Source organism: Streptomyces sp. NPDC058955 (assembly GCF_042741435.1).
Lineage (GTDB): Bacteria > Actinomycetota > Actinomycetes > Streptomycetales > Streptomycetaceae > Streptomyces.
This window is the reverse complement of sequence record NZ_JBHYKM010000003.1, coordinates 1-26,268: the sequence shown is the minus strand read 5'-3', so window position 1 is coordinate 26,268 and position 26,268 is coordinate 1. Positions and strand designations below refer to the sequence as shown.

General features: G+C 72.2%; 25 protein-coding genes. 15 read left to right on the top strand and 10 right to left on the bottom strand.

Going from position 1 to position 26,268, the window contains the following annotated elements; translation table 11 throughout:
* Positions 1–66 precede the first annotated feature (66 nt).
* The 3 genes from ACFW1I_RS02055 to ACFW1I_RS02045 are packed head-to-tail and all read left to right on the top strand — an operon-like array spanning position 67 to position 2,672.
* Positions 67–945 carry a sterol desaturase family protein gene (locus tag ACFW1I_RS02055; RefSeq protein WP_384665208.1) on the top strand — a complete coding sequence of 293 codons (879 nt, stop codon included), beginning with the start codon at positions 67–69 and terminating at the stop codon, positions 943–945.
* A complete protein-coding gene (locus tag ACFW1I_RS02050; protein WP_384665206.1) occupies positions 942–1,616 on the top strand; it encodes a lysoplasmalogenase in 675 nt (224 codons plus the stop codon). Before ACFW1I_RS02055 ends, ACFW1I_RS02050 begins: the two co-directional genes overlap by 4 nt.
* Before the next feature lie 12 nt (positions 1,617–1,628).
* Entirely contained in the window at positions 1,629–2,672 is a 1,044-nt protein-coding gene (locus ACFW1I_RS02045) for a zinc-dependent alcohol dehydrogenase family protein (protein ID WP_384665204.1), read from the top strand.
* Here ACFW1I_RS02045 and ACFW1I_RS02040 read toward each other — a convergent pair.
* Both ACFW1I_RS02040 and ACFW1I_RS02035 read right to left on the bottom strand, forming a co-directional pair.
* The gene (locus ACFW1I_RS02040) at positions 2,662–3,960 is read right to left on the bottom strand and encodes a CoA transferase (RefSeq protein ID WP_384665203.1); all 1,299 of its coding nucleotides are present in this window, start codon (positions 3,958–3,960) and stop codon (positions 2,662–2,664) included. The two genes, ACFW1I_RS02045 and ACFW1I_RS02040, sit on opposite strands and share 11 nt — an antisense overlap.
* An 84-nt stretch (positions 3,961–4,044) precedes the next feature.
* Positions 4,045–5,589: a S8 family serine peptidase gene (locus ACFW1I_RS02035; RefSeq protein WP_384665201.1), complete on the bottom strand. Its 1,545-nt coding sequence runs from the start codon at positions 5,587–5,589 to the stop codon at positions 4,045–4,047.
* Positions 5,590–5,866: 277 nt separating this feature from the next.
* Between ACFW1I_RS02035 and ACFW1I_RS02030 the strand changes: the two genes are divergently transcribed.
* The 3 genes from ACFW1I_RS02030 to moaA all read left to right on the top strand — a co-directional run bounded on the left by ACFW1I_RS02030 (position 5,867) and on the right by moaA (position 9,049).
* Complete coding sequence (locus ACFW1I_RS02030; RefSeq protein WP_384665200.1) at positions 5,867–6,241, top strand: DUF485 domain-containing protein; 375 nt, start codon at positions 5,867–5,869, stop codon at positions 6,239–6,241.
* Entirely contained in the window at positions 6,238–7,890 is a 1,653-nt protein-coding gene (locus tag ACFW1I_RS02025; protein WP_384665198.1) for a cation acetate symporter, read from the top strand. Before ACFW1I_RS02030 ends, ACFW1I_RS02025 begins: the two co-directional genes overlap by 4 nt.
* 166 nt (positions 7,891–8,056) lie before the next feature.
* Positions 8,057–9,049 carry a GTP 3',8-cyclase MoaA gene (moaA, locus tag ACFW1I_RS02020; protein ID WP_384665197.1) on the top strand — a complete coding sequence of 331 codons (993 nt, stop codon included), beginning with the start codon at positions 8,057–8,059 and terminating at the stop codon, positions 9,047–9,049.
* On the opposite strand, the gene ACFW1I_RS02015 is transcribed toward moaA, so the two are convergent.
* Together ACFW1I_RS02015 and ACFW1I_RS02010 are read right to left on the bottom strand one after the other, a co-directional pair.
* Complete coding sequence (locus ACFW1I_RS02015; RefSeq protein ID WP_319011025.1) at positions 9,032–9,265, bottom strand: hypothetical protein; 234 nt, start codon at positions 9,263–9,265, stop codon at positions 9,032–9,034. The two genes, moaA and ACFW1I_RS02015, sit on opposite strands and share 18 nt — an antisense overlap.
* A gap of 213 nt (positions 9,266–9,478) precedes the next feature.
* The gene (locus ACFW1I_RS02010; protein WP_384665195.1) at positions 9,479–9,823 is read right to left on the bottom strand and encodes a DUF3099 domain-containing protein; all 345 of its coding nucleotides are present in this window, start codon (positions 9,821–9,823) and stop codon (positions 9,479–9,481) included.
* A 169-nt stretch (positions 9,824–9,992) separates the two neighbouring features.
* On the opposite strand from ACFW1I_RS02010, the gene ACFW1I_RS02005 reads away from it, so the two are divergent.
* Positions 9,993–10,268: a GlsB/YeaQ/YmgE family stress response membrane protein gene (locus tag ACFW1I_RS02005; protein WP_169086083.1), complete on the top strand. Its 276-nt coding sequence runs from the start codon at positions 9,993–9,995 to the stop codon at positions 10,266–10,268.
* Between the two features lie 78 nt (positions 10,269–10,346).
* Here the strand turns inward: ACFW1I_RS02005 and tyrS are convergent, their stop codons facing one another.
* Genes tyrS through ACFW1I_RS01990 form a run of 3 tightly spaced genes read right to left on the bottom strand, consistent with a single transcriptional unit; the run spans position 10,347 to position 14,563 of the window.
* Positions 10,347–11,612, bottom strand: a complete 1,266-nt coding sequence (gene tyrS, locus ACFW1I_RS02000; protein ID WP_384665192.1) for a tyrosine--tRNA ligase — start codon at positions 11,610–11,612, stop codon at positions 10,347–10,349.
* A gap of 51 nt (positions 11,613–11,663) precedes the next feature.
* Entirely contained in the window at positions 11,664–13,055 is a 1,392-nt protein-coding gene (locus ACFW1I_RS01995; protein ID WP_384665190.1) for a metallopeptidase TldD-related protein, read from the bottom strand.
* Complete coding sequence (locus tag ACFW1I_RS01990) at positions 13,052–14,563, bottom strand: TldD/PmbA family protein (RefSeq protein ID WP_384665425.1); 1,512 nt, start codon at positions 14,561–14,563, stop codon at positions 13,052–13,054. Before ACFW1I_RS01990 ends, ACFW1I_RS01995 begins: the two co-directional genes overlap by 4 nt.
* A gap of 207 nt (positions 14,564–14,770) precedes the next feature.
* Here ACFW1I_RS01990 and fabG point away from each other — a divergent pair, with 207 nt between their 5' ends.
* The 3 genes from fabG (at position 14,771) to ACFW1I_RS01975 (ending at position 16,794) form a co-directional block, all read left to right on the top strand.
* Positions 14,771–15,490, top strand: coding sequence for a 3-oxoacyl-[acyl-carrier-protein] reductase (gene fabG / locus ACFW1I_RS01985; RefSeq protein ID WP_384665189.1), 720 nt, complete (start codon positions 14,771–14,773; stop codon positions 15,488–15,490).
* Positions 15,491–15,492: 2 nt separating this feature from the next.
* On the top strand, positions 15,493–16,269 hold the full coding sequence (gene fabI / locus ACFW1I_RS01980; RefSeq protein ID WP_351842124.1) for an enoyl-ACP reductase FabI: 777 nt from the start codon (positions 15,493–15,495) through the stop codon (positions 16,267–16,269).
* A gap of 108 nt (positions 16,270–16,377) precedes the next feature.
* Complete coding sequence (locus ACFW1I_RS01975; RefSeq protein WP_384665186.1) at positions 16,378–16,794, top strand: hypothetical protein; 417 nt, start codon at positions 16,378–16,380, stop codon at positions 16,792–16,794.
* Here the strand turns inward: ACFW1I_RS01975 and ACFW1I_RS01970 are convergent.
* Complete coding sequence (locus ACFW1I_RS01970) at positions 16,742–17,443, bottom strand: FadR/GntR family transcriptional regulator (protein WP_384665184.1); 702 nt, start codon at positions 17,441–17,443, stop codon at positions 16,742–16,744. The genes ACFW1I_RS01975 and ACFW1I_RS01970 overlap by 53 nt on opposite strands.
* Before the next feature lie 114 nt (positions 17,444–17,557).
* Between ACFW1I_RS01970 and ACFW1I_RS01965 the strand changes: the two genes are divergently transcribed.
* From ACFW1I_RS01965 to ACFW1I_RS01950, 4 genes are all read left to right on the top strand, one after another.
* On the top strand, positions 17,558–18,862 hold the full coding sequence (locus ACFW1I_RS01965; protein WP_384665182.1) for a CynX/NimT family MFS transporter: 1,305 nt from the start codon (positions 17,558–17,560) through the stop codon (positions 18,860–18,862).
* A 17-nt stretch (positions 18,863–18,879) separates the two neighbouring features.
* Positions 18,880–18,996, top strand: coding sequence for an SGM_5486 family transporter-associated protein (locus ACFW1I_RS01960; protein ID WP_277349137.1), 117 nt, complete (start codon positions 18,880–18,882; stop codon positions 18,994–18,996).
* Positions 18,997–19,203: 207 nt separating this feature from the next.
* Positions 19,204–19,407 carry a hypothetical protein gene (locus ACFW1I_RS01955; RefSeq protein ID WP_384665180.1) on the top strand — a complete coding sequence of 68 codons (204 nt, stop codon included), beginning with the start codon at positions 19,204–19,206 and terminating at the stop codon, positions 19,405–19,407.
* A gap of 35 nt (positions 19,408–19,442) precedes the next feature.
* Entirely contained in the window at positions 19,443–19,961 is a 519-nt protein-coding gene (locus tag ACFW1I_RS01950) for a SixA phosphatase family protein (RefSeq protein WP_384665178.1), read from the top strand.
* Positions 19,962–20,219: 258 nt separating this feature from the next.
* On the opposite strand, the gene serB is transcribed toward ACFW1I_RS01950, so the two are convergent.
* Positions 20,220–21,461, bottom strand: coding sequence for a phosphoserine phosphatase SerB (gene serB, locus ACFW1I_RS01945; protein ID WP_384665176.1), 1,242 nt, complete (start codon positions 21,459–21,461; stop codon positions 20,220–20,222).
* A gap of 217 nt (positions 21,462–21,678) precedes the next feature.
* Between serB and ACFW1I_RS01940 the strand changes: the two genes are divergently transcribed.
* The gene (locus tag ACFW1I_RS01940; protein WP_384665174.1) at positions 21,679–24,258 is read left to right on the top strand and encodes an FHA domain-containing protein; all 2,580 of its coding nucleotides are present in this window, start codon (positions 21,679–21,681) and stop codon (positions 24,256–24,258) included.
* A gap of 70 nt (positions 24,259–24,328) precedes the next feature.
* On the opposite strand, the gene ACFW1I_RS01935 is transcribed toward ACFW1I_RS01940, so the two are convergent.
* Positions 24,329–25,111 (bottom strand): transglycosylase SLT domain-containing protein, encoded by a 783-nt coding sequence (locus tag ACFW1I_RS01935; protein WP_384665173.1) that lies wholly within the window; start codon positions 25,109–25,111, stop codon positions 24,329–24,331.
* Positions 25,112–26,268 lie beyond the last annotated feature (1,157 nt).

Below are 26,268 nucleotides of genomic sequence, written 5' to 3'. Positions count from 1 at the left end.
TCGTCTCGCATACTTGTCGGTAACGACGTCTAGCCGTCCACAGGGACGAGCCCTACCGTCGACGCCATGCCCCACCTGCCCGATGTCGTGCTCTGGTCCATACCGGCGTTCGTCCTGCTCACCCTCGTCGAGATGGTGAGCTACCGGCTGCATCCCGACGAGGACGCCGCCGGGTACGAGACGAAGGACGCCGCCACCAGCCTCGGCATGGGCCTCGGCAGCCTCGCCTTCGACGCGCTGTGGAAGATCCCGATCGTCGCGGTCTACACCGCCGTGTACGAGCTGACGCCGCTGCGCGTCCCCGTCCTGTGGTGGACGGTCCCACTGATGCTGCTCGCGCAGGACTTCCTCTACTACTGGTCGCACCGCGGCCACCACGTCGTCCGGATCCTGTGGGCCTGTCACGTCGTGCACCACAGCAGCCGCAGGTTCAACCTCACCACCGCCCTGCGGCAGCCGTGGACCAGCCTCACCGGCTGGCCCTTCTACCTCCCGCTGATCGCCCTCGGCGTGCACCCCGCCGCCGTCGCCTTCTGCTACTCCGTCAACCTCGTCTACCAGTTCTGGATCCACACCGAGCGCGTCGGCCGGCTCCCCCGCCCCTTCGAGTACGTGCTCAACACCCCCTCCCACCACCGCGTCCACCACGCCTCCCAGGGCGGCTACCTGGACCGCAACTTCGGCGGGATCCTCATCGTCTGGGACCGGCTCTTCGGCTCCTGGACCGGCGAGACCGAGCGGCCCGTCTACGGCCTCACCAAGAACATCGAGACGTACAACCCGCTCCGCGTCGCCACCCACGAGTACGCCGCCATCGCCCGCGACGTCCGCGCCGCCCGCGACTGGCGCGAGCGCGTCGGCCGCGTCCTGCGCGGGCCCGGCTGGCAGCCGGAACCCCGCACCGCCCCGCACCACGACCCGACCGCCCCGGAGCCCGCCGCGTGACCACCCCGCCCGCCACCGCCCACCCCGCCCGCACCACCCGCGCCACCCTCGCCCGGGCCCTGCTCGGCGCCTTCCTCCTCGCCGCCGCCGTCGACCTCGGCTCGCTGCTCGCCGGCACCGACACTGGCCACCTGGTCGCCAAGCCCCTCCTGATGCCGCTCCTCGCCGCGTACGCCGCCACCCGCGGCGCCCCGAGGATCCTCCTCGCCGCGCTCCTCCTCGGCTGGGGCGGCGACGTCCTCCTGCTGCTCGACGCCGACGCAGCCTTCCTCCTCGGCATGGGCTCCTTCGCCCTCGGCCACGTCTGCTACCTGACCCTGTTCGGCCGCCGCCGCACCTCCCCGGCGTCCGGCGCCCTCTACGCCGTCGTCCTCACCGGCACCGTCGTCGCCCTCTGGCCCGACCTCCCCGCCGACCTGCGGATCCCCGTCACCGGCTACTCGCTGCTGCTCACCGCGATGGCGTACCGCGCCGGCTCGCTCGGCGTCCTCGCCGGCGCCGGCGGCGCGCTCTTCCTGCTCTCCGACACCCTCATCGCCACCGGCATCGCGGAGTGGCCGCAGCTGCCGGTCCCGGACTTCTGGGTCATGCTGACCTACATCGCCGCCCAGTACCTGCTGACCGCCGGTGCCCTGCGCGCGATGTACGGTGAACGTCGTACGACCAGCTGACAGCGAGGAACCATGCGCGCCACCACCATCCATGCCCCGTTCGACATGCGCGTGGAGGAGGTGCCCGACCCGGTCGTCCAGGACCCCACGGACGTCGTCGTCCGGGTCCTGCGCGCCTGCATCTGCGGCAGCGACCTGTGGGCCTACCGCGGCGAGTCCGCCCGGCAGCCCGGCCAGCGCATCGGCCACGAGTTCCTCGGCATCGTCGAGGAGACCGGCTCCGAGGTCCGCGGCTTCAAGGCCGGCGACCTCGTCGTCGCCCCCTTCGTCTGGTCCGACGGCACCTGCGAGTACTGCGCCGAGGGCCTCCAGACCTCCTGCCCCCGCGGCGGCTTCTGGGGCTCCGTGGGCTCCGACGGCGGCCAGGGCGAGGCCGTCCGCGTCCCCTTCGGCGACGGCACCCTCGTCAAGCTCCCGTCCGGCGCCGCCTCCGACGACCGGCTGCTCACCGCCCTGCTCGCCCTCTCCGACGTCATGGGCACCGGCCACCACGCCGCCCTCGGCGCCGGCGTCCGCCCCGGCTCCACCGTCGCCGTCGTCGGCGACGGCGCCGTCGGCCTCTGCGGCGTCCTCGCCGCCCGGCGGCTCGGCGCCGAGCGGATCATCGCCCTCGGCCGCCACACCGCCCGCACCGACATCGCCCGCGCCTTCGGCGCCACCGACGTCGTCGCCGAGCGCGGCGAGGCCGCCGAGGCCGCCGTCCGCGAACTCACCGGCGGCCAGGGCGCCCACGGCGTCATCGAGGCCGTGGGCACCGAGCAGTCCATGCGCACCGCCGTGAACATCGCCCGCGACGGCGGCTCCATCGGCTACGTCGGCGTCCCGCACGGCTCCGGCACCGGCCTCGACCTCTCCGTCATGTTCGACCGGAACATCGCCCTGCGCGGCGGCGTCGCCCCCGTCCGCGCCTACATCCCCGAGCTGCTCGCCGACGTCCTCGACGGCACCATCGACCCGTCCCCGGTCTTCGACCTCACCGTGGGCCTCGACGGCGTCCCCGGCGGCTACAAGGCCATGGACGAGCGCACCGCCCTCAAGGTCCTCGTCACGCCGTAGCCCACACCGGGGCGTCCGCCCCCGCGACGCCCGGCGGGCGCGACCAGCCCGCCGGGCCGCCCTCGTACGCCACCGGCGACAGCGCGTGCCGCAGCCGCCCGAGCGGGCCCTCCGACTCCGCGAGGTACCGCTCGGGGTCGTACCGGGGGAGTCCGTGTGCCAGCCAGTGCCCGGTCTGCGCCAGCGCGAGCCGGACCAGCCGGCTGCCGCCGTCCCGCTCCTGCTCCGTCAGCGACCGCAGCACCGCCGCCGCCAGCAGATACCCCGTCCCGTGGTCCAGCGCCTGCGCCGGCAGCGCCCCCGGCTCCTCGGCCGACCCCTCCTCGACCGCGATCCCGGTCGCCACCTGCACCAGGCTGTCGAAGCCCCGCCGGCCGCCCCACGGCCCGTAGTCGCCCCACGCCGACAGCCGGGCCGTCACCAGACCCGGCCGCTCCAGGCCGTACCGCTCCAGGGCCCCCGGCCGGTAGCCGGTCACCAGCACGTCCGCCGCGTCCAGGAGCCCCTCGAAGGTCCGCCGGTCCGAGGGCCGGTCCAGGTCCAGGGCCGCCGTCCGCTTCCCGACGTCCGTGTCCGCGTGCTGGTCCGGCAGCTCCGGGTTGCCCGGCGGGTCGATCCGCAGCACGTCCGCGCCGAGCAGCGCCAGCGTCCGGGTCGCCACCGGCCCCGCGATCACCCGGGTCAGATCGAGCACCCGCAGCGGACCCGTGCGCCGCCGGGGCGGGGCCTCGTCGAGCCGCTCCCGGCTCAGCACCGGCCGCGCCGCCACCTCCCGGCCCTGCTCGTGGGCGGCCCACTCGCCGGGCGTCCGCAGCGCCACCGCGAGGCCCCCGGCGGCGTACACCGCCGACTCCACGTCCACCGCCTTCCGCCCGCCGATCGCCTCCGCGACCGCCTCCACCGAGTCCGCCGCGCCCAGCGCCGCCAGCAGCGCGGCCCTGTGGTGCGGGTAGTTGGCGTGGGTGCGGACCCAGCCGTCGGCCGCCCGCCAGAACCGCGACAGCGGCGCGAAGCTCACCGGCGCCCGTCCGTCCACCCGCAGATGGCGCTCGCTCACGAAGGCGGTGGCCACGGCCCCGTCGTCCACCCGCACCGGCCCCGCCACGCGCGCGTGCTCCACGGCGGCGAGCCCGCAGACCGCGACCGTCGCCCGGGCCAGGTCCATCACCGGCAGCCGGGCCGGCAGCAGCCCCGCCACCCCGCCGAACTCCACCCGGCCGAGCAGGGCGGGATCGCCGCCCAATGCCGCCCACAGTGCTTCCGTACCACTCCGAACCGTGCTGTCCATGCCCGCACTATGGCACCCGGTGCCACCTCCCGGACATGCGAAAGGGCCCCGGTGTGGCAGAGCACACCGGGGCCCCTCAGAGCGTCAGAACTTGCGGACGGCGTCCAGCGCGTCCACCAGACCGGCTCCGTAGAAGCCGTTCTTCTCCTTGCCGCCCTCGCACACGGCGTCGACGGTGCCGTCGCCGTTGATGTCGTACGGGTTGGTGCAGGAGCGCTCGTCGGCCTGCGCGTACAGCAGCGCCTTCAGCGCGGCCGGGCTCGCCTTCGGGTGCGTCGACTTCAGCAGCGCGAGCACACCGGCGGCGTGCGGCGACGCCATCGACGTACCGGCCTTGTAGTTGTAGCCGCCGTTGACCGTGGTCGACAGGATGCGGCCGTTGACCGCCGGGGCGTCCGGGGTCTGGTACTCGGTGCGGTCACCGCCGGGGGCGGCGATGTCGATGACACCGTGACCGTAGTTCGAGTAGGACGCCTTCAGGTCCTTCGCGCCGGTCGCGGAGACCGTCACGACGCCCGGCAGCTGGGCCGGGTAGTCGAAGCACTCGCTCGGGTCGATGACCCGGTCGCCCGGAACGGTGTCGTTCGGGCTGGAGTTGTCCACGATCTCGTCGGCGGCGAGGTCGAACTTGGAGTTGCCGGCCGCGGCCACGTTGACCGTGCCCTTCTTCTCCGCGTACCGGGTCGCCCGGGTGACCGCCTCGACGAGGGCCTTCTGGTCCTCGTCCGTCTTGCAGGCGAACATCCACGGGTCGGTGTAGTAGCTGTTGTTCGTGATGTCGACGCCGTGCTCGGCCGCCCACACGAAGCCGCAGACCACGGCCTCCGTGTAGAAGAAGCCGTCCGGGGTGGACACCTTGATGCCGGAGACCTTGACGCCCGGGGCGACACCGGTGACGCCGACACCGTTCTTCGCGGCGGCGATCGTGCCCGCCACGTGGGTGCCGTGGTCCGACTCGCCCGGGTTGGGACGCCACGAACCGGGGGTGGTGTCCGGCTTGCCGGAGACGCAGTTCGCGGAGGCCGCGGTGTCGAAGTTCGGCGCCAGGTCCGGGTGGGTGTCGTCCACACCGGTGTCGATGACGCCGACCGTCACCTTGCTGCTGCCGAGGGTCTTCTCGTGCGCCTTGTCGGCCTTGATGGCCGGCAGGTCCCACTGCAGCGGCTCCAGCGGGTCCTGACCGTCCGTGGCGGTCGCCGCGGCGGCCGTGGCCTCGGCCGCGGTCAGCTCCTCCGTGGCACCGCCGACGGAGTCGTCGCCCTGGACGGTGAGCGGAGCGGTACGGGTCGCACCCGCCGACACCACACCGCGGGCCTGGCGGATCGTCTTCGCGAACTCGGGGTTCTGCGAGTGGACGACGATGACGCCTATCTGGTCGTACGCGATGACGACCTCGCCGCCGGCGGCGGCTATCGCCTTCTTCACCGAGTCGGCGGTCCAGCGACCACCCTCGATGTTGACGACGTACGAGAGCTTCTCGCCCGTCGTCGCGACGGTGGCGGCCGCCGGGGCCTCGCTCAGTTCCGCGGCGGAGGCGGCGCCGGAGGGAAGGAAGCCGAGCGAAGCGGTGAGCGCGAGACCAGCAGGCAGAGCGAGTACTCGGCCGCGCCTCGATCCCAGATGAGCCATGGGTTCTCCACATCATCCGTATGTACTGCTGCCCGCGCGCGGGGTTGCGCACGGGCAGGTGCATGACGAGTGAAGCTATCGCTGATCTTCCCTGCTCATCAATGAGTTGAGAAGACTTCATGAAGATTCCGCCGGATAAATCCACTCCGCTGAACCACTTCGCATCGGGCTCCGTGCCGTTGAGCAGGGGAGGGGCTCCGCCAGGCGCCCCGTTCCCGCACCCCCAGGTGAGGCCCCCTTGACCATGCCGTCCGTCCCCGCGTCACGAGGAGATTCCGTGGCTACCGAAGCACCGCCGCCGCCGAGAAAGGGCACCGCGACCGACCCCGGTCCCGCCCGGCCCACCACGGAGCAGTTCGTCGAGGTCCAGGAGAGCGAGGAGTTCGGCGAGCTCCGCCGCACCTACCGCTCCTTCGCCTTCCCCCTGACGATCGCCTTCATCACCTGGTACCTGCTCTACGTCCTGCTCTCCAACTACGCGGGCGGCTTCATGGGCACCCGCCTCTTCGGCAACATCAACGTGGCGCTCGTCCTCGGCCTCGGCCAGTTCGCCACCACCTTCCTCATCGCCTGGCTGTACTCCCGCCACGCCGCCCGCAGCCTCGACCCCAGGGGCGAGGCCATCAAGGCCCGCATGGAGGGCGACGCATGAGCACCCTCGCCACCGCCCCCGCCCTGCTCGCCGCCGACAACGCCACCACCGAGCACCGGCCGCTGATCATCGCCCTCTTCGCGGCCTTCGTCATCGCCACCCTCGCCATCACCGTCTGGGCCGGCCGGCAGACCCGCAGCGCCGCCGACTTCTACGCCGGCGGCGGCCAGTTCACCGGCTTCCAGAACGGCCTGGCCATCTCCGGCGACTACATGTCCGCCGCGTCCTTCCTCGGCATCTCCGGAGCCATCGCCCTCTACGGCTACGACGGCTTCCTCTACTCCATCGGCTTCCTCGTCGCCTGGCTCGTCGCCCTGCTCCTGGTCGCCGAACCGCTGCGCAACTCCGGCCGCTTCACCATGGGCGACGTCCTCGCCTACCGGATGCGCCAGCGACCGGTCCGCACCGCCGCCGGCACCTCCACCATCGTCGTCTCGATCTTCTACCTGCTCGCCCAGATGGCCGGCGCCGGCGTCCTCGTCTCGCTGCTCCTCGGCATCACCAGCGACGGCGGCAAGATCGCGATCGTCGCCCTGGTCGGCGTCCTGATGATCGTCTACGTCACCATCGGCGGCATGAAGGGCACCACCTGGGTGCAGATGGTGAAGGCCGTGCTGCTCATCGCGGGCACCCTCCTCATCACCTTCCTCATCCTGCTGAAGTTCGACTTCAACCTCTCCGACCTGCTCGGCGCCGCCGCCACCAACAGCGGCAAGGGCGAGGCGTTCCTGGAGCCCGGCCTCAAGTACGGCGTCAGCGCCACCTCGAAGCTGGACTTCCTCTCCCTCGGCATCGCCCTCGTCCTCGGCACCGCCGGCCTGCCGCACATCCTGATCCGCTTCTACACGGTGCCGACCGCCAAGGCCGCCCGTAAGTCGGTCAACTGGGCCATCGGCATCATCGGCGCCTTCTACCTGATGACGATCGTCCTCGGCTTCGGCGCCGCCGCCCTGCTCGGCAGCGACACGATCATGGCGTCCAACAAGGCCGGCAACACGGCGGCACCGCTCACCGCCCTGGAGGTCGGCGGCGGCGCCGACTCCACCACCGGCGCGATCCTCCTCGCCGTCATCTCCGCCGTCGCCTTCGCCACCATCCTGGCCGTCGTCGCCGGACTGACCCTCGCCTCCTCCTCGTCCTTCGCACACGACATCTACGCCAACGTGATCAAGCGCGGACAGGCGACCGAGAAGCAGGAGATGCGGGCCGCCCGCTGGTCCACCGTCTTCATCGGCATCGTCTCGATCGGCCTCGGCGCCCTCGCCCGCGACCTCAACGTCGCCGGCCTGGTCGCCCTCGCCTTCGCGGTCGCCGCCTCGGCCAACCTGCCGACGATCCTCTACTCGCTCTTCTGGAAGCGGTTCACCACCCAGGGCGCGCTCTGGTCGATCTACGGCGGACTGGTCTCCTCCGTCGTCCTCGTCCTCTTCTCGCCGGTCGTCTCCGGCGGGCCGAACTCCATGTTCAAGGGCGTCGACTTCCACTGGTTCCCGCTGGAGAACCCCGGGCTGGTCTCCATCCCGCTCGGCTTCCTCCTCGGCTGGCTCGGCTCCCTCCTCTCCAAGGAGGAGCCGGACAAGGGCAAGTACGCCGAGCTGGAGGTCAAGTCCCTCACCGGCGTCGGCACCGCCGCCGCCGTCGAGCACTGACCGCACCGCACCCGGTCGTATACGGGAGCGCTGCTCCGTGCCGGCCGCGTCGTAGAGTTCTACGACGCGGCCGGTGCCGTCCTCGTGACAATCGGCCCGTGCCCAAGGTCCCGGTGGTCACGTAGGCTCGAACGAGAAGCGAACCTGGAGAAGGGGAGGGGGCCCGGTGCTCCTCGACACATACGGCCGAGTCGCCACTGACCTGCGCGTTTCCCTCACCGACCGGTGCAATCTGCGCTGCACCTACTGCATGCCCGAGGAGGGCCTGCAGTGGCTGGCCAAGCCCGACCTCCTCACCGACGACGAGATCGTCCGGCTGATCCGGATCGCCGTCACCGACCTCGGCGTCACCGAGGTCCGCTTCACCGGCGGCGAGCCGCTGCTCCGCCCCGGCCTCGTCGGGATCGTCGAGCGCTGCGCCGCCCTGGAGCCCCGCCCCCGGATGTCCCTGACCACCAACGGCATCGGCCTCAAGCGCACCGCCGCCGCCCTGAAGGCGGCCGGCCTGGACCGGGTCAACGTCTCCCTCGACACCCTGCGGCCCGAGGTCTTCAAGACCCTCACCCGCCGCGACCGCCACCACGACGTCCTCGACGGCATGGCCGCCGCCCGCGAGGCGGGCCTCACCCCGGTGAAGGTCAACGCGGTCCTGATGCCGGGGCTCAACGAGGACGAGGCCCCCGACCTGCTCGCCTGGGCGATGGAGCAGGGGTACGAGCTCCGCTTCATCGAGCAGATGCCGCTCGACGCCCAGCACGGCTGGAAGCGCGACGGCATGATCACCGCCGGCGACATCCTGGAGTCCCTCCGCACCCGCTTCACCCTCACCCCCGAGGGCGCCGACGAGCGCGGCTCCGCCCCGGCCGAGCGCTGGGTCGTCGACGGCGGCCCCCACACGGTCGGCGTCATCGCCTCCGTCACCCGCCCGTTCTGCCGGGCCTGCGACCGGACCCGGCTCACCGCCGACGGACAGATCCGCACCTGCCTCTTCGCCACCGAGGAGACCGACCTGCGGGCCGCGCTCCGCTCGGACTCTGGATCGGACGCGGCCGTCGCGGAGCTGTGGAAGAAGGCGATGTGGGGCAAGAAGGCCGGCTCCGGCCTGGACGACCCGAGCTTCCTCCAGCCGGACCGCCCGATGTCAGCGATCGGCGGCTGAGCCGGGCTCCGCGGACTCCCACTCGGCGAAGGGCACGACGTCCTTCAGGAAACCGCGCACGCCCAGGAACTGGGAGAGGTGCTCGCGGTGCTCCTCGCAGGCGAGCCAGGTCTTGCGCCGCTCGGGCGTGTGCACCTTGGGGTTGTTCCACGCGAGGACCCAGACGGCGTCGGCGCGGCAGCCCTTGGCGGAACAGATCGGCTTCTCTTCGCTCACCCGATCATTGTCCAGCAAGGGCGATGCCGAGCAGCCACGGGGGGAGCTGCCCGGCATCGGTCCGTCGCTCCGACGGGGGATGCGGAGCGCGTACGCAGTATGTCACGGCACCCCCGGTACGGTGCACCGGAACTTCATGATTGATCTGAGCTTTTCTTGAGGTTCCCGGCGGCGTTCCCGCCACGTTCCGTGACCGGGGACGAGGGTGCCCGGTCAGACGTGCCCGTGCGGCCGTTCCGCTCCGGATTCCGTCACACCGTCGGCCGGGCCGAGGGCCGGCCGCACCGGCGAGGACAGATACGCCGAGGGGAGCGAGGGGGCGGACTCGCGCCCCGCGTTCGCGATCACCACCGCGATGTACGGCAGCAGCACCCCCAGCGCCAGGGCCACGACCGCCACGTGCCGCTCCACGTTCCACAGCACCGCCGCCGCGATCACGGAGAGCGTCCGGACCGACATGGAGATGACGTACCGCCGCTGCCTGCCCCGGACGTCGTCCGCGAGCCCCTGCCGGGCCCCGGTGATCCGGAAGACCTCGGGTCCGCCTCGCTTCCGCATCGCGTTCCACCACCCGCCGCTCGCGCCGGACCCTCCCCGGCCCGGACCTCGGACCACCGTACGCCCGGCGTCCCGGGCCGACGAGACCGGGGCACGTACGGCGGCGTCCGACATGCGCCGTATGGCCGATGGGCCGAGACTGGGGCCACATGCGCACGAGGAGGCGGCTATGAGTTGGTTGTGGGCGATCATCGTCGGTTTCGTCCTGGGTCTGATCGCGAAGGCGATCCTGCCGGGCAAGCAGCAGATCCCGCTGTGGCTGACGACGATCTTCGGCATTCTGGGCAGCATCCTGGGCAACGCGGTCGCCGGCTGGATCGGCGTCGAGGACACCAGGGGCATCGACTGGACCCGTCACCTGCTCCAGCTCATCGGCGCCGTGGCCGTGGTCGGCGTCGGCGACATGCTCTGGGCCTCGATCAAGGGCAACCGGCAGCGCGCCTGACACCGGCCGAGAGCCGGGAGGCCCGGCACGGCGACTGCCGTACCGGGCCTCCGGTGCGTCTCCAAGCGGTGACGTCGCTCAGCCGGCGTACTCGATCGCCGCCAGGTTCTTCTTGCCGCGCCGCAGCACCAGCCAGCGGCCGTGCAGCAGCTCGCCGGCCTCGACGACGGCGTCCTCGGCGGTCACCTTCACGTTGTTCACGTAGGCGCCGCCCTCCTTCACCGTGCGCCGCGCGGCCGACTTGCTCGCCACCAGGCCGACCTCGGCGAACAGGTCCACGACCTGGCCCAGCTCGGTCACCCGGGCGTGCGGCAGCTCGGAGAGCGCGGCGGCCAGCGTCGCCTCGTCCAACTCGGCCAGGTCGCCCTGTCCGAACAGCGCCTTGGAGGCGTCGATGACGGCCGCGCACTGCTCGGCGCCGTGCACCAGCGTGGTCAGCTCCTCGGCGAGCGCGCGCTGGGCGGCCCGCGCCTGCGGCCGCTCGGCGGTCTGCGCCTCCAGCTCCTCGAGCTCCTCGCGGGACTTGAAGGAGAGGATCCGCATGTAGGTCGAGATGTCCCGGTCGTCCACGTTCAGCCAGAACTGGTAGAACGCGTACGGCGTGGTCATCTCCGGGTCGAGCCAGACGGCGCCGCCCTCGGTCTTGCCGAACTTGGTGCCGTCCGCCTTGACCATCAGCGGCGTCGCGAGGGCGTGGACCTCGGCGCCCGGCTCCAGCCGGTGGATCAGGTCGAGGCCGGCCACCAGGTTGCCCCACTGGTCCGAGCCGCCTTGCTGGAGCGTGCAGCCGTAGCGCCGGTACAGCTCCAGGAAGTCCATGCCCTGGAGCAGCTGGTAGCTGAACTCGGTGTAGCTGATGCCCTGCTCGGACTCCAGCCGGCGGGCGACGGAGTCCTTGGTCAGCATCTTGTTGACCCGGAAGTGCTTGCCGATGTCCCGGAGGAACTCGATCGCCGACATCCCGGCGGTCCAGTCCAGGTTGTTCACCATGACCGCCGCGTTCTCCCCCTCGAAGGAGAGGAAGGGCTCGATCTGGGAACGCAGCCGGTTCACCCAGTTCGCGACCGTCTCGGGGTCGTTCAGGGTGCGCTCGGCGGTCGGCCGCGGGTCACCGATCTGGCCGGTGGCCCCGCCGACCAGCGCCAGCGGCCGGTGACCGGCCTGCTGGAGCCGGCGGACGGTGAGCACCTGGACCAGGTGGCCGACGTGGAGACTGGCCGCGGTCGGGTCGAAACCGCAATAGAACGTGACGGGACCGTCCGCGAGAGCCTTGCGCAGGGCGTCCTCGTCGGTGGACTGGGCGAAGAGCCCGCGCCACTTCAGCTCGTCGACGATGTCCGTCACGGTCGTCAGTCTCCTTGGCTAGTTACGGGGTGAGAGCCCAGTCTAGGCGGGTCAGACGCCCTTGCTGACCGAGCTCATGTTGAAGTCGGGCACCCGCAGGGCGGGCATCGCGGCCCGGGTGAACCAGTCGCTCCACTCGCGCGGCAGCGTCCGCTCCGTCCGGCCCGCCTCGGTGGCCCGCGACAGCAGGTCCACCGGCGACTCGTTGAACCGGAAGTTGTTGACCTCGCCGACCACCTCGCCGTTCTCGACGAGGTAGACGCCGTCCCGGGTCAGGCCGGTGAGCAGCAGCGTCGCCGGATCCACCTCGCGGATGTACCACAGGCAGGTCAGCAGCAGCCCGCGCTCGGTCGCGGCCACCATCTCTTCCAGGGAGCGGTCGCCGCCGCCGTCCAGGATCAGGTTCCCCACCCCGGGCGCCACCGGCAGGCCGGTGAGGCCCGCCGTGTGCCGGGTGGTGATCAGGCGGTCGAGCGCGCCGGCCCGGATCCACTCCACCGGGGCGACCGGCAGACCGTTGTCGAAGACCGACTCGTCGTCGCCGGAGGCGTGCGCGATCACGAAGGGCGTGGACTCCAGGCCCGGCTCGTTCGGGTCGCTGCGCAGGGTCAGCGGCAGCGGCGAGAGGGTCTCGCCGAGCCGGGTGCCGCCGCCGGGCCGGGAGAAGACCGTACGGCCCTCCACCGCGTCCCGGGCCGTCGAGGACCACATCTGGTAGATCAGCAGGTCGGCCACGGCGGTCGGCGGCAGCAGCGTCTCGTACCGCCCGGCCGGCAGCTCGATCCGCCGCTCGGCCCAGCCCAGCCGGACGGCCAGCTCGGCGTCGAGCGCCGCCGGGTCCACGTCCTTGAAGTCCCGGGTGGAGCGCCCGGCCCAGGCGGAGCGGGACCGGTCGGGGGACTTGGCGTTGAGCTCCAGGGTGCCGTTGGGCTGGTCGTGCCGCAGCCGCAGCCCGGTCGACGTGCCCAGGTAGGTGGAGGTCAGCTCGTGGTTGGCGAAGCCGTACAGCTCCCGGCCGCCGGCCCGCGCGCGGGCGAACGCCTCGCCGAGCGCCGGCGCGAAGTCGGCGAAGACGGCGGAGGAGGTCTCGGCGGGCGCGTCGGTGAAGTCGGGGGACGCGGGCACGCCCGCCACCAGCGGCTGCGCGTCCTCGGCGGGCCCGGCCGCCCGCGCCGCCGCCTCGGCTGCCCGGACCAGCGGCTCCAGGTCCTCCGCGGTCACCGCGGACCGGGAGACCACACCGGAGGCGGTGCCCTCGGAGCCGTCCACCGTCGCGATCACGGTGAGGGTGCGGCCCCGGGTCACGCCGTTGGTGGTGAGCGCGTTGCCCGCCCAGCGCAGGTTGGCCGAGGACTCCTCGTCCGCGATGACGACACACCCGTCCGCGCGGGACAGCTCAAGGGCCCGCTCGACGATCTCGTACGGCTTGCTGACGCGGCTCATCGACCGGCCTCCTGCGTCGTGTTCAGAATGTTGACGCCCCGGAAGAGGGCGGAGGGGCAGCCGTGGGAGACGGCCGCGACCTGGCCCGGCTGGGCCTTGCCGCAGTTGAAGGCGCCGCCGAGGACGTACGTCTGCGGGCCGCCGACCTGCTCCATCGAGCCCCAGAAGTCGGTGGTGGTGGCCTGGTACGCCACGTCCCGCAGCTGGCCGGCCAGCCGGCCGTTCTCGATGCGGAAGAAGCGCTGCCCGGTGAACTGGAAGTTGTACCGCTGCATGTCGATCGACCAGGACCGGTCGCCGACCACGTAGATGCCCCGCTCGACGCCGCCGATCAGGTCCTCCGTCGACAGGCCGCCCGGGTCGGGCCGGAGCGACACGTTCGCCATCCGCTGCACCGGCACGTGCCCGGGGGAGTCCGCGAACGCGCAGCCGTTGGACCGCCCCAGGCCGGTGAGCCCCGCGATCCGCCGGTCCGTCTGGTAGCCGACGAGCGTGCCGTCCTTCACCAGGTCCCAGGACTGCGCCTCGACGCCCTCGTCGTCGTACCCGATCGTCGCGAGCCCGTGCTCGGCCGTGCGGTCGCCGGTCACGTTCATCACCGAGGAGCCGTACGCCAGCTTGCCCAGCTGGTCGAAGGTGGCGAAGGAGGTGCCCGCGTAGGCCGCCTCGTACCCCAGCGCCCGGTCCAGCTCGGTGGCGTGGCCGATCGACTCGTGGATCGTCAGCCACAGGTTGGACGGGTCGACGACCAGGTCGTACCGGCCGGCCTCGACGCTCGGCGCCCGCATCTTCTCGGCGAGCAGCTCCGGGATCTCCTCCAGCTCCCTGTCCCAGTCCCAGCCGGTCCCGGTCAGGTACTCCCAGCCCCGCCCGACCGGCGGCGCGATCGTCCGCATCGAGTCGAACTCGCCGGTCGTGCCGTCCACCGCGGTCGCGGTGAGCTGCGGGTGCAGCCGCACCCGCTGCTGGGTGGTGACGGTGCCCGCCGTGTCCGCGTAGAACTTGTTCTCGAAGACCGTGAGCAGCGAGGCGTCCACGTGCGCCACCCCGTCGGCCCGCAGCAGCCGCGTCGACCAGTCGGCGAGCAGCGCGCTCTTCTCCTCGGCCGGGACGGAGAACGGGTCGATCTCGTACGAGGAGATCCACACCTTGTCCGCGTGCACCGGCTCCGGCGCGAGCTCCACCCGCTCGTCCGACCCGGCCGCCGCGATGACCCGCGCCGACAGCTGCGCCATGGCCACGGCCTGCGAGGCGACCCGCGCGGCCCCGTCCATGGTCAGATCGACCCCGGAGGCGAAGCCCCAGGCCCCGCCGTGCACCACCCGCACCGCGTACCCGAGGTCGGTGGTGTCCGAGGAACCGGCCGGCTTGGCGTCCCGCAGCCGCCAGGCGGCGGACCGCACCCGTTCGAGCCGGAAGTCGGCGTGCTCGGCGCCGAGCGCCCGCGCCCGCGCGAGCGCCGCGTCGGCGAGCGCCCTCAGCGGCAGGGCCGTGAAGGCCGGATCGATGGAATGGGCCTCAGTTGGCACAGCTGTCTCCTGTCGTGTGCGACCGGTCGTCCCGATCATGTCGCGCTTTGGGTCGGGATGCCCAGGGATTTCTGTAGGGACCCGACAGTGACATCCGTACGCCACTGTCAGGGCCCGATTCCGCGGATCGCGGGACGGACCGATAGATTTTCGAGGTACCTGACCGCTGATCGAAAGGGTGATCCGTTGAGCCGCTCGGTTCTCGTCACCGGAGGAAACCGGGGCATCGGCCTCGCCATCGCCCGCGCGTTCGCCGAGGCGGGCGACAAGGTCGCGTACACCTACCGGTCGGGCGAGCCGCCGGCCGAGCTCGCCGGGCTGGGCTGCCTGGCCGTCCGGTGCGACATCACCGACGGCGAGCAGGTGGAGCAGGCGTACAAGGAGATCGAGGAGAAGCACGGCCCGGTCGAGGTCCTCGTGGCCAACGCCGGCGTGACGAAGGACCAGCTCCTCATGCGCATGTCCGAGGAGGACTTCACGTCCGTCCTCGACACCAACCTCACCGGCACCTTCCGGGTCGTGAAGCGCGCCAACCGCGGCATGCTCCGGGCCAAGAAGGGCCGCGTCGTCCTGATCTCCTCGGTCGTCGGTCTGCTCGGCTCCGCCGGCCAGGCCAACTACGCCGCCTCCAAGGCCGGCCTGGTGGGCTTCGCCCGCTCGCTCGCCCGTGAGCTCGGCTCGCGGAACATCACCTTCAACGTCGTCGCGCCCGGCTTCGTCGACACCGACATGACCGCCGCGCTCACCGACGAGCAGCGCGCGGGCATCGTGTCGCAGGTCCCGCTCGGCCGCTACGCGCAGCCGGAGGAGATCGCCGCGACCGTGCGATTCCTCGCCTCCGACGACGCCTCGTACATCACTGGAGCCGTCATCCCGGTTGACGGCGGACTGGGAATGGGTCACTGATCATGGCTGGAATCCTCGAGGGCAAGAAGATCCTCATCACCGGTGTGCTGATGGAGTCCTCCATCGCCTTCCACGCCGCGAAGCTGGCCCAGGAGCAGGGCGCGGAGATCATCCTCACCGCCTGGCCCCGGCCCACGCTGACCGAGCGCATCGCCAAGAAGCTCCCCCACCCGGAGAAGGTCAAGGTCCTGGAGCTCGACGTCTCCAACGACGAGCACCTCGCCCGCCTGGAGGGCCAGGTCCGCGAGCACCTCGGCGACCGCATCGACGGCGTCGTGCACTCCATCGGCTTCGCGCCGCAGGACGCGCTGGGCGGCAACTTCCTCAACACGCCGTTCGAGTCCGTCTCCACGGCCATGCACGTCTCGGCCTTCTCCCTGAAGTCCCTGACCATGGCGCTGCTGCCGCTGATGAGCGAGGGCGGCTCGGTCGTCGGCCTCACCTTCGACGCGAAGTTCGCCTGGCCGCAGTACGACTGGATGGGCCCGGCCAAGGCCGCCCTGGAGGCCACCAGCCGCTACATGGCGCGCGACCTCGGCAAGCAGAACATCCGCTGCAACCTGGTCTCCGCCGGCCCGCTCGGCTCCATGGCCGCGAAGTCCATCCCGGGCTTCGGCGAGCTGGCGAAGGTCTGGGACAGCCGCTCCCCGCTGGAGTGGGACCTCTCCGACCCGGAGCCGGCCGGCCGCGCCATCGTCGCGCTGCTCTCCGACTGGTTCCCGAAGACCACCGGCGAGATCGTCCACGTCGACGGCGGCCTGCACGCGATCGGCGCCTGACCGCCCGCACACCGTTCCGGCCGGGGCCCCGACTCGAAAAGTCCGGCGGATCACCGCAGACTGGTCGGAGCGTGTCGTTCCGGCTACTCACGGGGAGGAGGTACGGGCATGCGCGCGCTCCACCGCGGCTTCGCCGCCTACGCCTCGGTCGCCGCCCTGCTTCTCGGGACCGCCGTCGCCGCGGAGGTCCACGCGGCCCCCGCCCCCGCCGAGGAACCCGCCGCGGCCGTCCGGGCCGCCCCGGCCGCCGACGGCCCGGAGGACTTCGGCTCCTCCTGCCACACGGTCGTCGAGGGCAGCCGGGTCACCACCCACTGCCGGAACCCCTATCCGCGGACCGACCGGATACGGCTCCACGTCGAGTGCGACCCCTGGTGGGACCTGGACACCGACAGCGCGCCCGTGGACGTCGCCCCCGCCGACCACGCGACCGTCACGGCCCGCTGCTGGAAGGAGGTCCGCTCCGCGTGGGTCACCCACGAACCGGCGGCGGATCCTGCTCCTTCCGGCCGCCCAGGCACATGAACGGATAGCCGGCCGCCTCCTCCGCCGCCCGCTCCGCGTCCCCGCTCCGGATCGCGTCCACCAGGCGCGCGTGGTCCATGTGGTTCTCCGGCCGCAGCACCTGCCCCACGTCGCCGCGCAGCCACTCCCGCAGGAGGTCGCCCAGGTCCGCGTAGAGCTCGGTCAGCACCTCGTTGCCGGACGCCGCCACCACCGCGTGGTGGAAGGCCGAGTCCACCGTCACGAACCGCTCCGCGTCGCCCGACTCCCACGCCTCCTCGCGCCGGACCAGCAGCGCGTCCAGCTGCTTCAGGTCCCGCTCCGAGCGCCGCAGCGCCGCGAACCGCGCGGCGGCCGACTCCAGCGTGGAGCGCAGCTCCGCCACGTGCCGCGGATCGGAGCCCGCGAACCGCCGGTGCATCACCCCGGCCAGCTCGCTCGTCGCCGCCACATAGGTGCCGGAGCCCTGCCGGATGTCGAGCAGCCCGTTGTGGGCCAGGGCGCGGACCGCCTCGCGGACCGTGTTGCGGGCCACGCCCAGCTGCTCGACCAGCTCGGGCTCGGTCGGGATCCGCGAGCCGACCGGCCACTCGCCGGAGGTGATCTGGTTCCGCAGCTCGGCGATCACCTGGTCGGTCAGACCGGTGCGCCGGGGGTGCCCGAGGGCCATGGGGACTCGCCTTCCGGTGGGGGAGGGGTGGGGTTCGAGATGTGGTGCGAGATGTGGTGCGAGATGTGGTTCGAGATTGGACAACCAATCATCCCATGATTCTATGATGGCTCCATGTCAGACGAGCCGAAGACCCTCGAACCCGCCGCCACCCGGCCGGCCCCCGCTCCGGAACACCCCCTGCCGACCCGGGACGGCGCCCGCGCCGGCCGCTGGACCCTCGGCCTCGTCTCCGTCGGACTCGTCCTCGCCGCGCTCAACCTGCGCCCCGCGATCACCAGCCTCGGCGCCCTCCTCGAAGAGGTCAGCGCCGGCCTCCACATGAGCGGCACCGTGGCCGGCGTCCTCACCTCCGTGCCCCCGCTCTGCTTCGCGATCTTCGGCATCGCCGCCCCGCGCCTGGCCCGCCGCTTCGGCCCCGCCGCCGTCGTCTGCGCCGGCATGGCCGCCATCCTCGCCGGCCTGCTGCTGCGCCCCCTCGCGACCGGCACCGCAGCCTTCCTCGCCGCCAGCGCCCTCGCCCTCATGGGCATCGCCGTCAGCAACGTCCTCATGCCGGTGATCGTCAAGCGGTACTTCCCCGACCGCATCGGCAGCATGACCGGGCTGTACTCGATGGCCCTGGCGCTCGGCACCTCGCTCGCCGCCGCCCTGACCGTCCCCATGACCGACGCCCTCGACGGCGACTGGCGCCTCGGCCTCGGCGTCTGGGCGGTCCTCGCCGCCCTCGCCGTCCTGCCCTGGCTCCCGCTCGTCAAGGACCGCACCGGCACCTCCCGTACGGAACCGGCCGCCCCGGCCGCCCCGAACGCCGCCCCCGCCGCCCCGGCCGCCGCGCCGCGCCCGATGCACCGCAGCCGTACCGCCTGGGCCCTCGCCTGCTTCTTCGGCCTCCAGGCCACCGGCGCGTACATCACCATGGGCTGGATGCCGCAGATCTTCCGCGACGCAGGCGTCCCCGCCTCCACCGCGGGCGTCCTGCTCGCGGTCACCATGGTCATGGGCGTCCCGCTCGCCTTCGTCATCCCGCGCCTCGCCACCCGCATGCGCCACCAGGGCCCGATCGTCGTCGCCCTCGGCACCTGCGGCCTGGTCGGCTACACCGGCCTGTTCCTCGCCCCCGCCGCCGGCGCCTGGGTCTGGGCGGTGCTCCTCGGCATCTCCAACTGCGCCTTCCCGCTCGCCCTCACCATGATCGGCCTGCGCTCGCGCACCGGCACCGGCGTCGTCCGGCTCTCCGCCTTCGCCCAGTGCGTCGGCTATCTGATCTCCATCCCGGGCCCCCTCCTCGTCGGCGTGCTCTACCAGCACAGCGGCGGCTGGGGCGTGCCGATCGCCCTCATGGGCGGGCTGATGGTGCCGCAGATGATCGTGGGCTCGCTCGCCGGACGGGACCGGACGGTCGAGGACGAATCCTGAGATGCGAGACTGGGCCCATGCCCGTTCTCGAACCCAATCCCCAGGGCGGCCAGAAGAAGCTGCTCGTCGTGCTCGGCGCGATGCTCGGCATCACGGTCGTCATCGCCGTCATCGCCTCGATCGCCTCCCCCTGACCCGGCCCGCCTCGGCCCGGGGCCCCGCACCGGCCCGGGGGTAGGGACAACCCCCGGCATCCCCTAGGGGAAAGTCTCAGGGGCGAGTGGGTGGATCACCGGATGGGCCGCGGCCCCCGCGCTCCCTACGGTGGAGACACACCGCGGTTCCGCGGCACCCACCTCCCCCGAGGACCGCGTCCCGGGGTACCCACCACGGAGGCGGCCATGGCGGCCCTCACCCGCACCGGCGACCGGACTACGCCGACCGGCGTCGACACCCGGCTGCCCTGGTGGGCCCTCGCCCTCCCGGTGGCCGCCTTCACCGTCCTCCTGCTGCTCGTCACCGGGCCCGCCGAGGCCGCCGCGGCGGGCGGGGACGACGGGATCGGGCGGTTCCTCCAGCTGATCGGGCAAACCCTCGCTCTCTGAGTCAGGACGGGCGGATCCGTGCCAAGCTGTGGACCATGAGCGTCGAATCAACCCGCACGATCGTGCTGCTCCGGCACGCGAAGGCAGACTGGGGCCAGGAGACCGACCACGAGCGCCCGCTCGCCGAGCGCGGCCGCAAGGACGCCCCCGTGGCGGGCCGCAAGCTCGCCCAGTCCGGCATCCGCTTCGACCTGGCCCTCTGCTCGACCGCCGCCCGCACCCGCGAGACGTGGAAGCTCGCCGTCCACGAGCTGCCCGAGCGCCCGAGGACGGTCTACGAGGAGCGGATCTACGAGGCGTCGCTCGGCGAGCTCATCGCCCTGCTCAACGAGGTCCCGGAAGACGTGTCCGACGTCCTCGTCATCGGCCACAACCCCGGCATGCACGCCCTGGCCGAGGCCCTCGCCGGCGACGCGGAGGGCGACGCCTACGCCCGGATGAACCGCAGCGGCTACCCCACCGCCGCCTTCGCCGTCCTCACCTTCACCGGCACCTGGAAGTCCGTCGAGCACGGCGTCGGCCGCCTCGTCGACTTCTGGACCCCCCACGACTGACCCGGGTCCCACCGCCGCGCCCGTACGCGCCGCGCGCGCCCGCACGCCCCAGGCGCGCGCCCGCACGACCACGCGGCCACCGCCCGCCGCCGGGAGGGCCCGCACGCCGGTCCGCGCGCCCGCACGCCCCGCGTACGAGCCCGCCGGCCGGCCTCGCGCCACCCCGGTCCGGCCGACCGGTGGGCGGGCACGCGAAAAGGGCCCGGCCGTCCTCGCGACGGCCGGGCCCTTCCGTTACGCGACGGCCCGGACGGACCGTCAGTGCTCCGGGGACTCCTCGCCGACGTCCGCCGCCTCGACCTCCTCGCGGGTGATCCCGAGCAGGTACAGCACCGTGTCGAGGAACGGCACGTTCACCGCCGTGTGGGCCGCCTCGCGCACCACGGGCTTGGCGTTGAACGCCACCCCGAGCCCCGCCGCGTTCAGCATGTCCAGGTCGTTGGCGCCGTCGCCGATCGCCACCGTCTGCGCCAGCGGCACCCCGGCCTCCGCCGCGAACCGGCGCAGCAGCCGCGCCTTGCCCGCCCGGTCCACGATCTCGCCCGTCACCCGGCCGGTCAGCTTCCCGTCCACGATCTCCAGGGTGTTGGCCTGGGCGAAGTCGAGCCCCAGCCGCTCCTTCAGATCGTCGGTGACCTGCGTGAAGCCACCCGAGACCACACCCACCTGGTAGCCGAGCCGCTTCAGCGTACGGATCAGGGTCCGCGCGCCCGGCGTGAGCCGCACCTCGGACCGCACCTTGTCCACCACCGACGCGTCCAGGCCCTCCAGGAGTGCCACGCGCGCGTGCAGCGACTGCTCGAAGTCCAGCTCGCCCCGCATCGCCGCCGCCGTCACCTCGGCGACCTTCTCCTCGCACCCCGCGTGCGCCGCGAAGAGCTCGATGACCTCGTCCTGGATCAGCGTCGAGTCCACGTCCATCACGACCAGCCGCTGCGCCCGCCGGTGCAGCCCGGCCGAGACCACCGCCACGTCCACGCCGATCGTGTGCGCCTCGGTCGCCAGCGCCGTCCGCAGCGCCTCCGTCGCACAGCCCGAGACGGCGAACTCGACCGCCGTCACCGGGTACTTCGCCAGCCGGAAGATACGGTCGATGTTGCCGCCCGAACCGGCGATCCTGGCCGTTATGGCCGCCGTCTGCTCGGCCGTCAGCGGGTGCCCGAGCACCGTCACGTGCGAGCGGCCCTCACCGCGCGGCCGGTTGTCACCGGTGCCCGAGATGATCTCGGCCTGCAGCTTCAGGGACTCGGCCCAGCTGTGCACGGTGGCGCGCAGCTCGCCCTGGGTGGCGACGGTCGGCTCGGTGACCAGCGCGCACAGCACCAGCCGGCCGCGCGACACGACCTGCTCGATGTCGACGACGTCCACGGAGAAGGCGGCCAGGGTGTCGAAGAGACCGGCGGTGATCCCGGGCCGGTCCTTTCCGAAGATCTTGACGAGAAGCGTGGGCACGTCCGCGGCGGGAACGGCGGGAACGTCCGGTGTCTGCGATGCGCTCATGGTGCTTCCACCGTATCGGGCACCCGGTGCCACCCGACGCCCCGTCCCGCGTACCGGACACCCGTCCGGACCAGCCCGGCCCGCACGGCCCCGACGGCCCTCCGCCGGGTCTTCACGCCGCCCGACTTTCGGATCGGGGACCCGGCCTGAAATAGTTCCCCAGGATGATTCGCCATCCCTAGGGCCCCCGTGACGGGGGTGCATCGGGGGACACACAGTGGGGCATGGAGTGCCAGAACTCGTACTCGAACTCAACGGCAGGACCTGGACGCTGGAGCCGTCCCGGTCGTACACCCTGGGGCGCGACCCCCAGGGGGACCTGGTCATCGACGACGCCAGGGTCTCGTGGCGGCACGCCACGATCAGCTGGAACGGCCGGAGCTGGGTCATCGAGGACCACGGCTCCACCAACGGCACCTTCGTCGCGGGGCAGCGGCTCCAGCAGCTGGAGATCGGCCCCGGCACCGCCGTCCACCTCGGCAACCCGACGGACGGCCCGCGCCTGAACCTCGCCGCCGCGCACGCCGGACAGGCCGCGCACGCGGGACAGCAGGCCCACGCGGGACAGCAGGGCGCCGCCCCGGCCCACCACGCGCAGCAGCAGGCCGGACCGCAGGCCGAGTGGGCCACCCACGACGCCCCGCCGCCCCAGCACGGCGGCTGGCAGCAGCCCGCCCCGCAGCACGGCGGCCACGTCCCGCCGCAGGTGCCCCACCAGGGCGGCGGTCCGGTCGAGCAGCTCGCCCAGAAGACCAACGGCGCCGCGGGGGCGTCGTCGGCCTACTCCGACCGCAGCCCGACCACCTTCCACCAGCTCGCCCTCGGGCACGTGATGCGCATCGGCCGTGCGCTCGAGAACGAACTGGTCGTCTCCGACCTCCAGGTCTCGCGCCACCACGCCGAGTTCCACGCCACGCCCGACGGCCGCATGGAGATCCGCGACCTCGGCTCGCACAACGGCACCTACGTCAACGGCCAGCCGATCCCCAAGGGCGGCAGCGCCCTCCTCGGCCCGCAGGACATCGTCGGCGTCGGCCACTCCACCTTCCGGATCGTCGGCGGCCAGCTGGAAGAGTTCGTCGACACCGGCTCGGTCTCCTTCTCGGCCCGCCACCTCACCGTCACCGTCGACGGCGGCAAGCAGATCCTCAAGGACGTCTCCTTCGGCGTCCCCGAGAAGTCGCTCATCGGCGTCATCGGCCCCTCCGGCTCCGGCAAGTCCACCCTCCTCAAGGCGCTCACCGGCTACCGGCCCGCCGACCAGGGTGACGTCCTCTACGACAACCGCAGCCTCTACAAGCAGTTCGCCGAGCTGCGCCAGCGCATCGGTCTGGTCCCGCAGGACGACATCCTGCACAAGGAGCTGACCGTCCAGAAGGCCCTCCGGTACGCCGCCAAGCTCCGCTTCCCCGGCGACACCGCGACCGCCGAGCGCGAGGCCCGGATCGACGAGGTGCTGCGCGAGCTCAAGCTCGACATCCACAAGGAGAAGAAGGTCACCTCCCTCTCCGGCGGCCAGCGCAAGCGCGTCTCGGTCGCCCTGGAGCTGCTGACGAAGCCGTCGCTGATCTTCCTGGACGAGCCGACCTCCGGCCTCGACCCGGGCATGGACCGCGACGTCATGCAGCTGCTCCGCGGCCTCGCCGACGACGGCCGCACGGTCCTCGTCGTCACCCACTCCGTCGCCGAGCTGGCCCTCTGCGACAAGCTCCTCGTGATGGCGCCCGGCGGCTCCGTCGCGTACTTCGGCCCGCCGGACGAGGCGCTGAACTTCTTCGGCTACTCCTCCTGGGCCGACGTCTTCTCCGCCTTCGAGAACTACCGCGACTACGACTGGGCCGGCCGCTGGAAGGGCTCGCAGCACTACCAGCTGTACGCCGCCGACATCGACGCCGTCGCCGCCCAGCCCGTCCACATGCCGCAGCAGGCGATGTCCCGCCCGCCCAAGCCGCAGGGCTGGGGCTCCCAGCTGTGGACCCTGATCCGCCGCTACACCTCGGTGATCGTCTCCGACAAGGGCTTCCTCGCCCTCATGGTGATCCTCCCGGCGGTCATCGGCTCGGTCTCCGTCGTCATCCCCGCCGACTTCGGCCTGGCCCCGCCCACGCCGCCGTCCCGCTTCAACGGCGACGCCGGCATCATCATGCTGATCCTCACGGTCGGCATGTGCTTCTCCGGCGCGGCCAACTCGGTCCGAGAACTGATCAAGGAACGGGTCATCTACGAACGGGAGCGCGCCACCGGCCTGTCCCGCTCCGCGTACCTGATGTCCAAGGTGATCGTCCTCGGCGTCATCACGGCCTTCCAGGGCGTCATCCTCTGCGCCATCGGCTTCGCCATCCGCGAGCTGCCCGCCGAGGGCCTGCTCATGCCGCCGGCCGTCGAGCTCTGCCTCACCGTCATCGCGCTCGGCCTCACCTCGATGATGGTCGGCCTGGTCATCTCCGCGCTGGTGAAGACCGCCGAGAAGACCATGCCGCTGCTGGTCATGTTCGCGATCGTCCAGGTCGTCTTCACCGGCATCCTCTTCAAGGTCTTCGGCTCGCCCGGCCTGGAGCAGTTCGCCTGGCTCATGCCCTCCCGCTGGGCCATCGCCGGCGCCGGCACCACCCTCGACCTCGCGCACCTGATGGCGCCGTGGGACCCGAAGAACCCCACCGACCTGGACCCCCTGTGGGAGCACAGCGTCGGCCAGTGGAGCTTCAACATCGGCGTGCTGCTGTTCATGACCGTCGTCCTCGGCGTCCTGGTCGCGCGCCTGCTGCGCCGCCACGAGCCCGAGGTCATGCGCAAGTAGCGACCGCACGGCACGCGCCGAAGGGCGGCACCCCGCACGGGGTGCCGCCCTTCGGCGTCGTCGAGGCGACTCAGTACGCGCTGTTGACGTTGTCGATCGAGCCGTAACGGTCGGCCGCGTAGTTGGCGGCGGCGACGATGTTGGCGACCGGGTCGTACTGGTCGAACTTGGTGCCCGGCACGTGGTACGCCTTGAAGGTCGGGTAGATGACCTGCAGCAGACCCTTGGACGGGACGCCGTTGATGGCGTTGATGTCCCAGTTGTTGATCGCGTACGGGTTGCCGCTGGACTCGCGCATGATGTTCTTGTGCAGGCCGTTGTACGTGCCCGGGATGTTGTGCTTGTCCATGATGTACAGCGCCTCGCGGATCCAGCCGTCGAGGTTGTTCGCGAAGACCGGCGTCCGGGTGACGGAGCGGCTCGCGGCCGTCTTCTGCGCGGCGCGCTTCTTCGCGGCGGCCTTCGCCTTCGCCGCGGCCTTCGCCTCGGCGGCCCGCTTCTTCGCGGCGGCGTCGGCCTTCGCCTTCGCGGCGGCCTTGGCCTTCGTGGCCTTCGCCTTGGCCGCCGCCTGCGCCTTGGCCTTCGCCTCGGCGTCCTGCTTGGCCTTCAGACCGATGGTGGTGTGCTGGTCGGTCACGCTCGCGGCCAGCGCCTTCGCCTGCGGGCTGCTCGCGTCATAGGACCACGCGACCTGCTGGGTCGTGTTCAGCGCCTGCGGCTCGGTCTCCGTGGAGCCGTTGCCCGGCACGAGGGAGAGGGTGAGGGCGGCAGCGCCCAGGGCGGCGACGCCGGCGATCGTGGCCTTGTGGGTCTTCTTCAGACCACGACTGTGGCCAGGGGTGTTCTGAGACATGCAGGACTACCTCTTCGAATCGCTGGGGGTCGCTGGGCCGGGGCGGCGCTGCGCCTGCTCGGCGGCGACGGGGGCAATTCTTAGCGGCAGCAAAATCGCGTGGCAAAGGTGTGACGTACGATCCCGGGTAGTGGATCAGGGACCCGTGTACGCGCCCGGAACAAGCCCCCTGCCCCGATTCGCCCCGCCCCGAACCGCCCCCGAACCCTCCACTACGAAGCTTCGTAAGTGACCTGCGTCCTATGCGCGGGCTCACATGGACCCCGTAACAAACTCACCGCGAGTTGCGCAAGCAATGCACACGGTGACCCCTCTCCACCCCAAGAAGGACCCCCACCCCCACCCCCTCCTCCCGAAGCCGCACCCCCTCTCCGCCCAGGCCGCGGCCGAACGCCCTCCCGCCCGACAGCAGCCACTCCGACGACAGGCCGCACACAGGCGGTGCATCCGACGCCGACCGGGGCCGGTGAGGAGCAACGTCCAGCCCTGGCATTCGCCGCCACGCCCGCGCCCGGCGCAGCCGAAGCCCCCACAGCCCCCAGCACACGCCGCAGCGCCCCAACCCCGTCAACGGCCCCCGCCCCCCGGCCGGCCCGGCCCTGCCTTCCAGCCACCCCTACCCCTGGGCGTACGGCCCGCCCCGCCCCTCGGCCGGCACTCCGGCCCCTGGCCGCCCCGACTCTTGGCCCGCCCCCCCCAGACTCCCCGCCCCGGCGCCCGGCCCCTCCGACCCCCTAGGCCCGCAGCCCCGGCCCGCGGCCCTGGCCCCCGGCCCTGGCCCCGGCCCGCGGCTTTTGGCCCCGGCCCCGGACCGTCGCCCCAGAGGCGCCCCGCGGCCCACCAGGCGCGCGGCGCCTCCGCCGTCCTCCGGCGGGCCGGGGCGCCACCCGGACGGGCGCCCGGTGCGCGTACCGGCTCGGCCGCCCGTAGCGCCGTCGGCGACTCCTCCCGCACCCACCGCCCTCCACGCGCGCACGTACGCACATACGCACATACGCACATGTCCGCTGTCCGCCCCCACGCCCCTTCGTGCGCGGCACCGCCCGTCCCAGGGCACGACGACCTAGAGCGTGTCTCTTTGATCGGCTGGTCGGTTGATCGGATGTGTCCGTCCGGTTAGTAATCACTGATGCGATGTGGGACCGGATCGAGCTGTT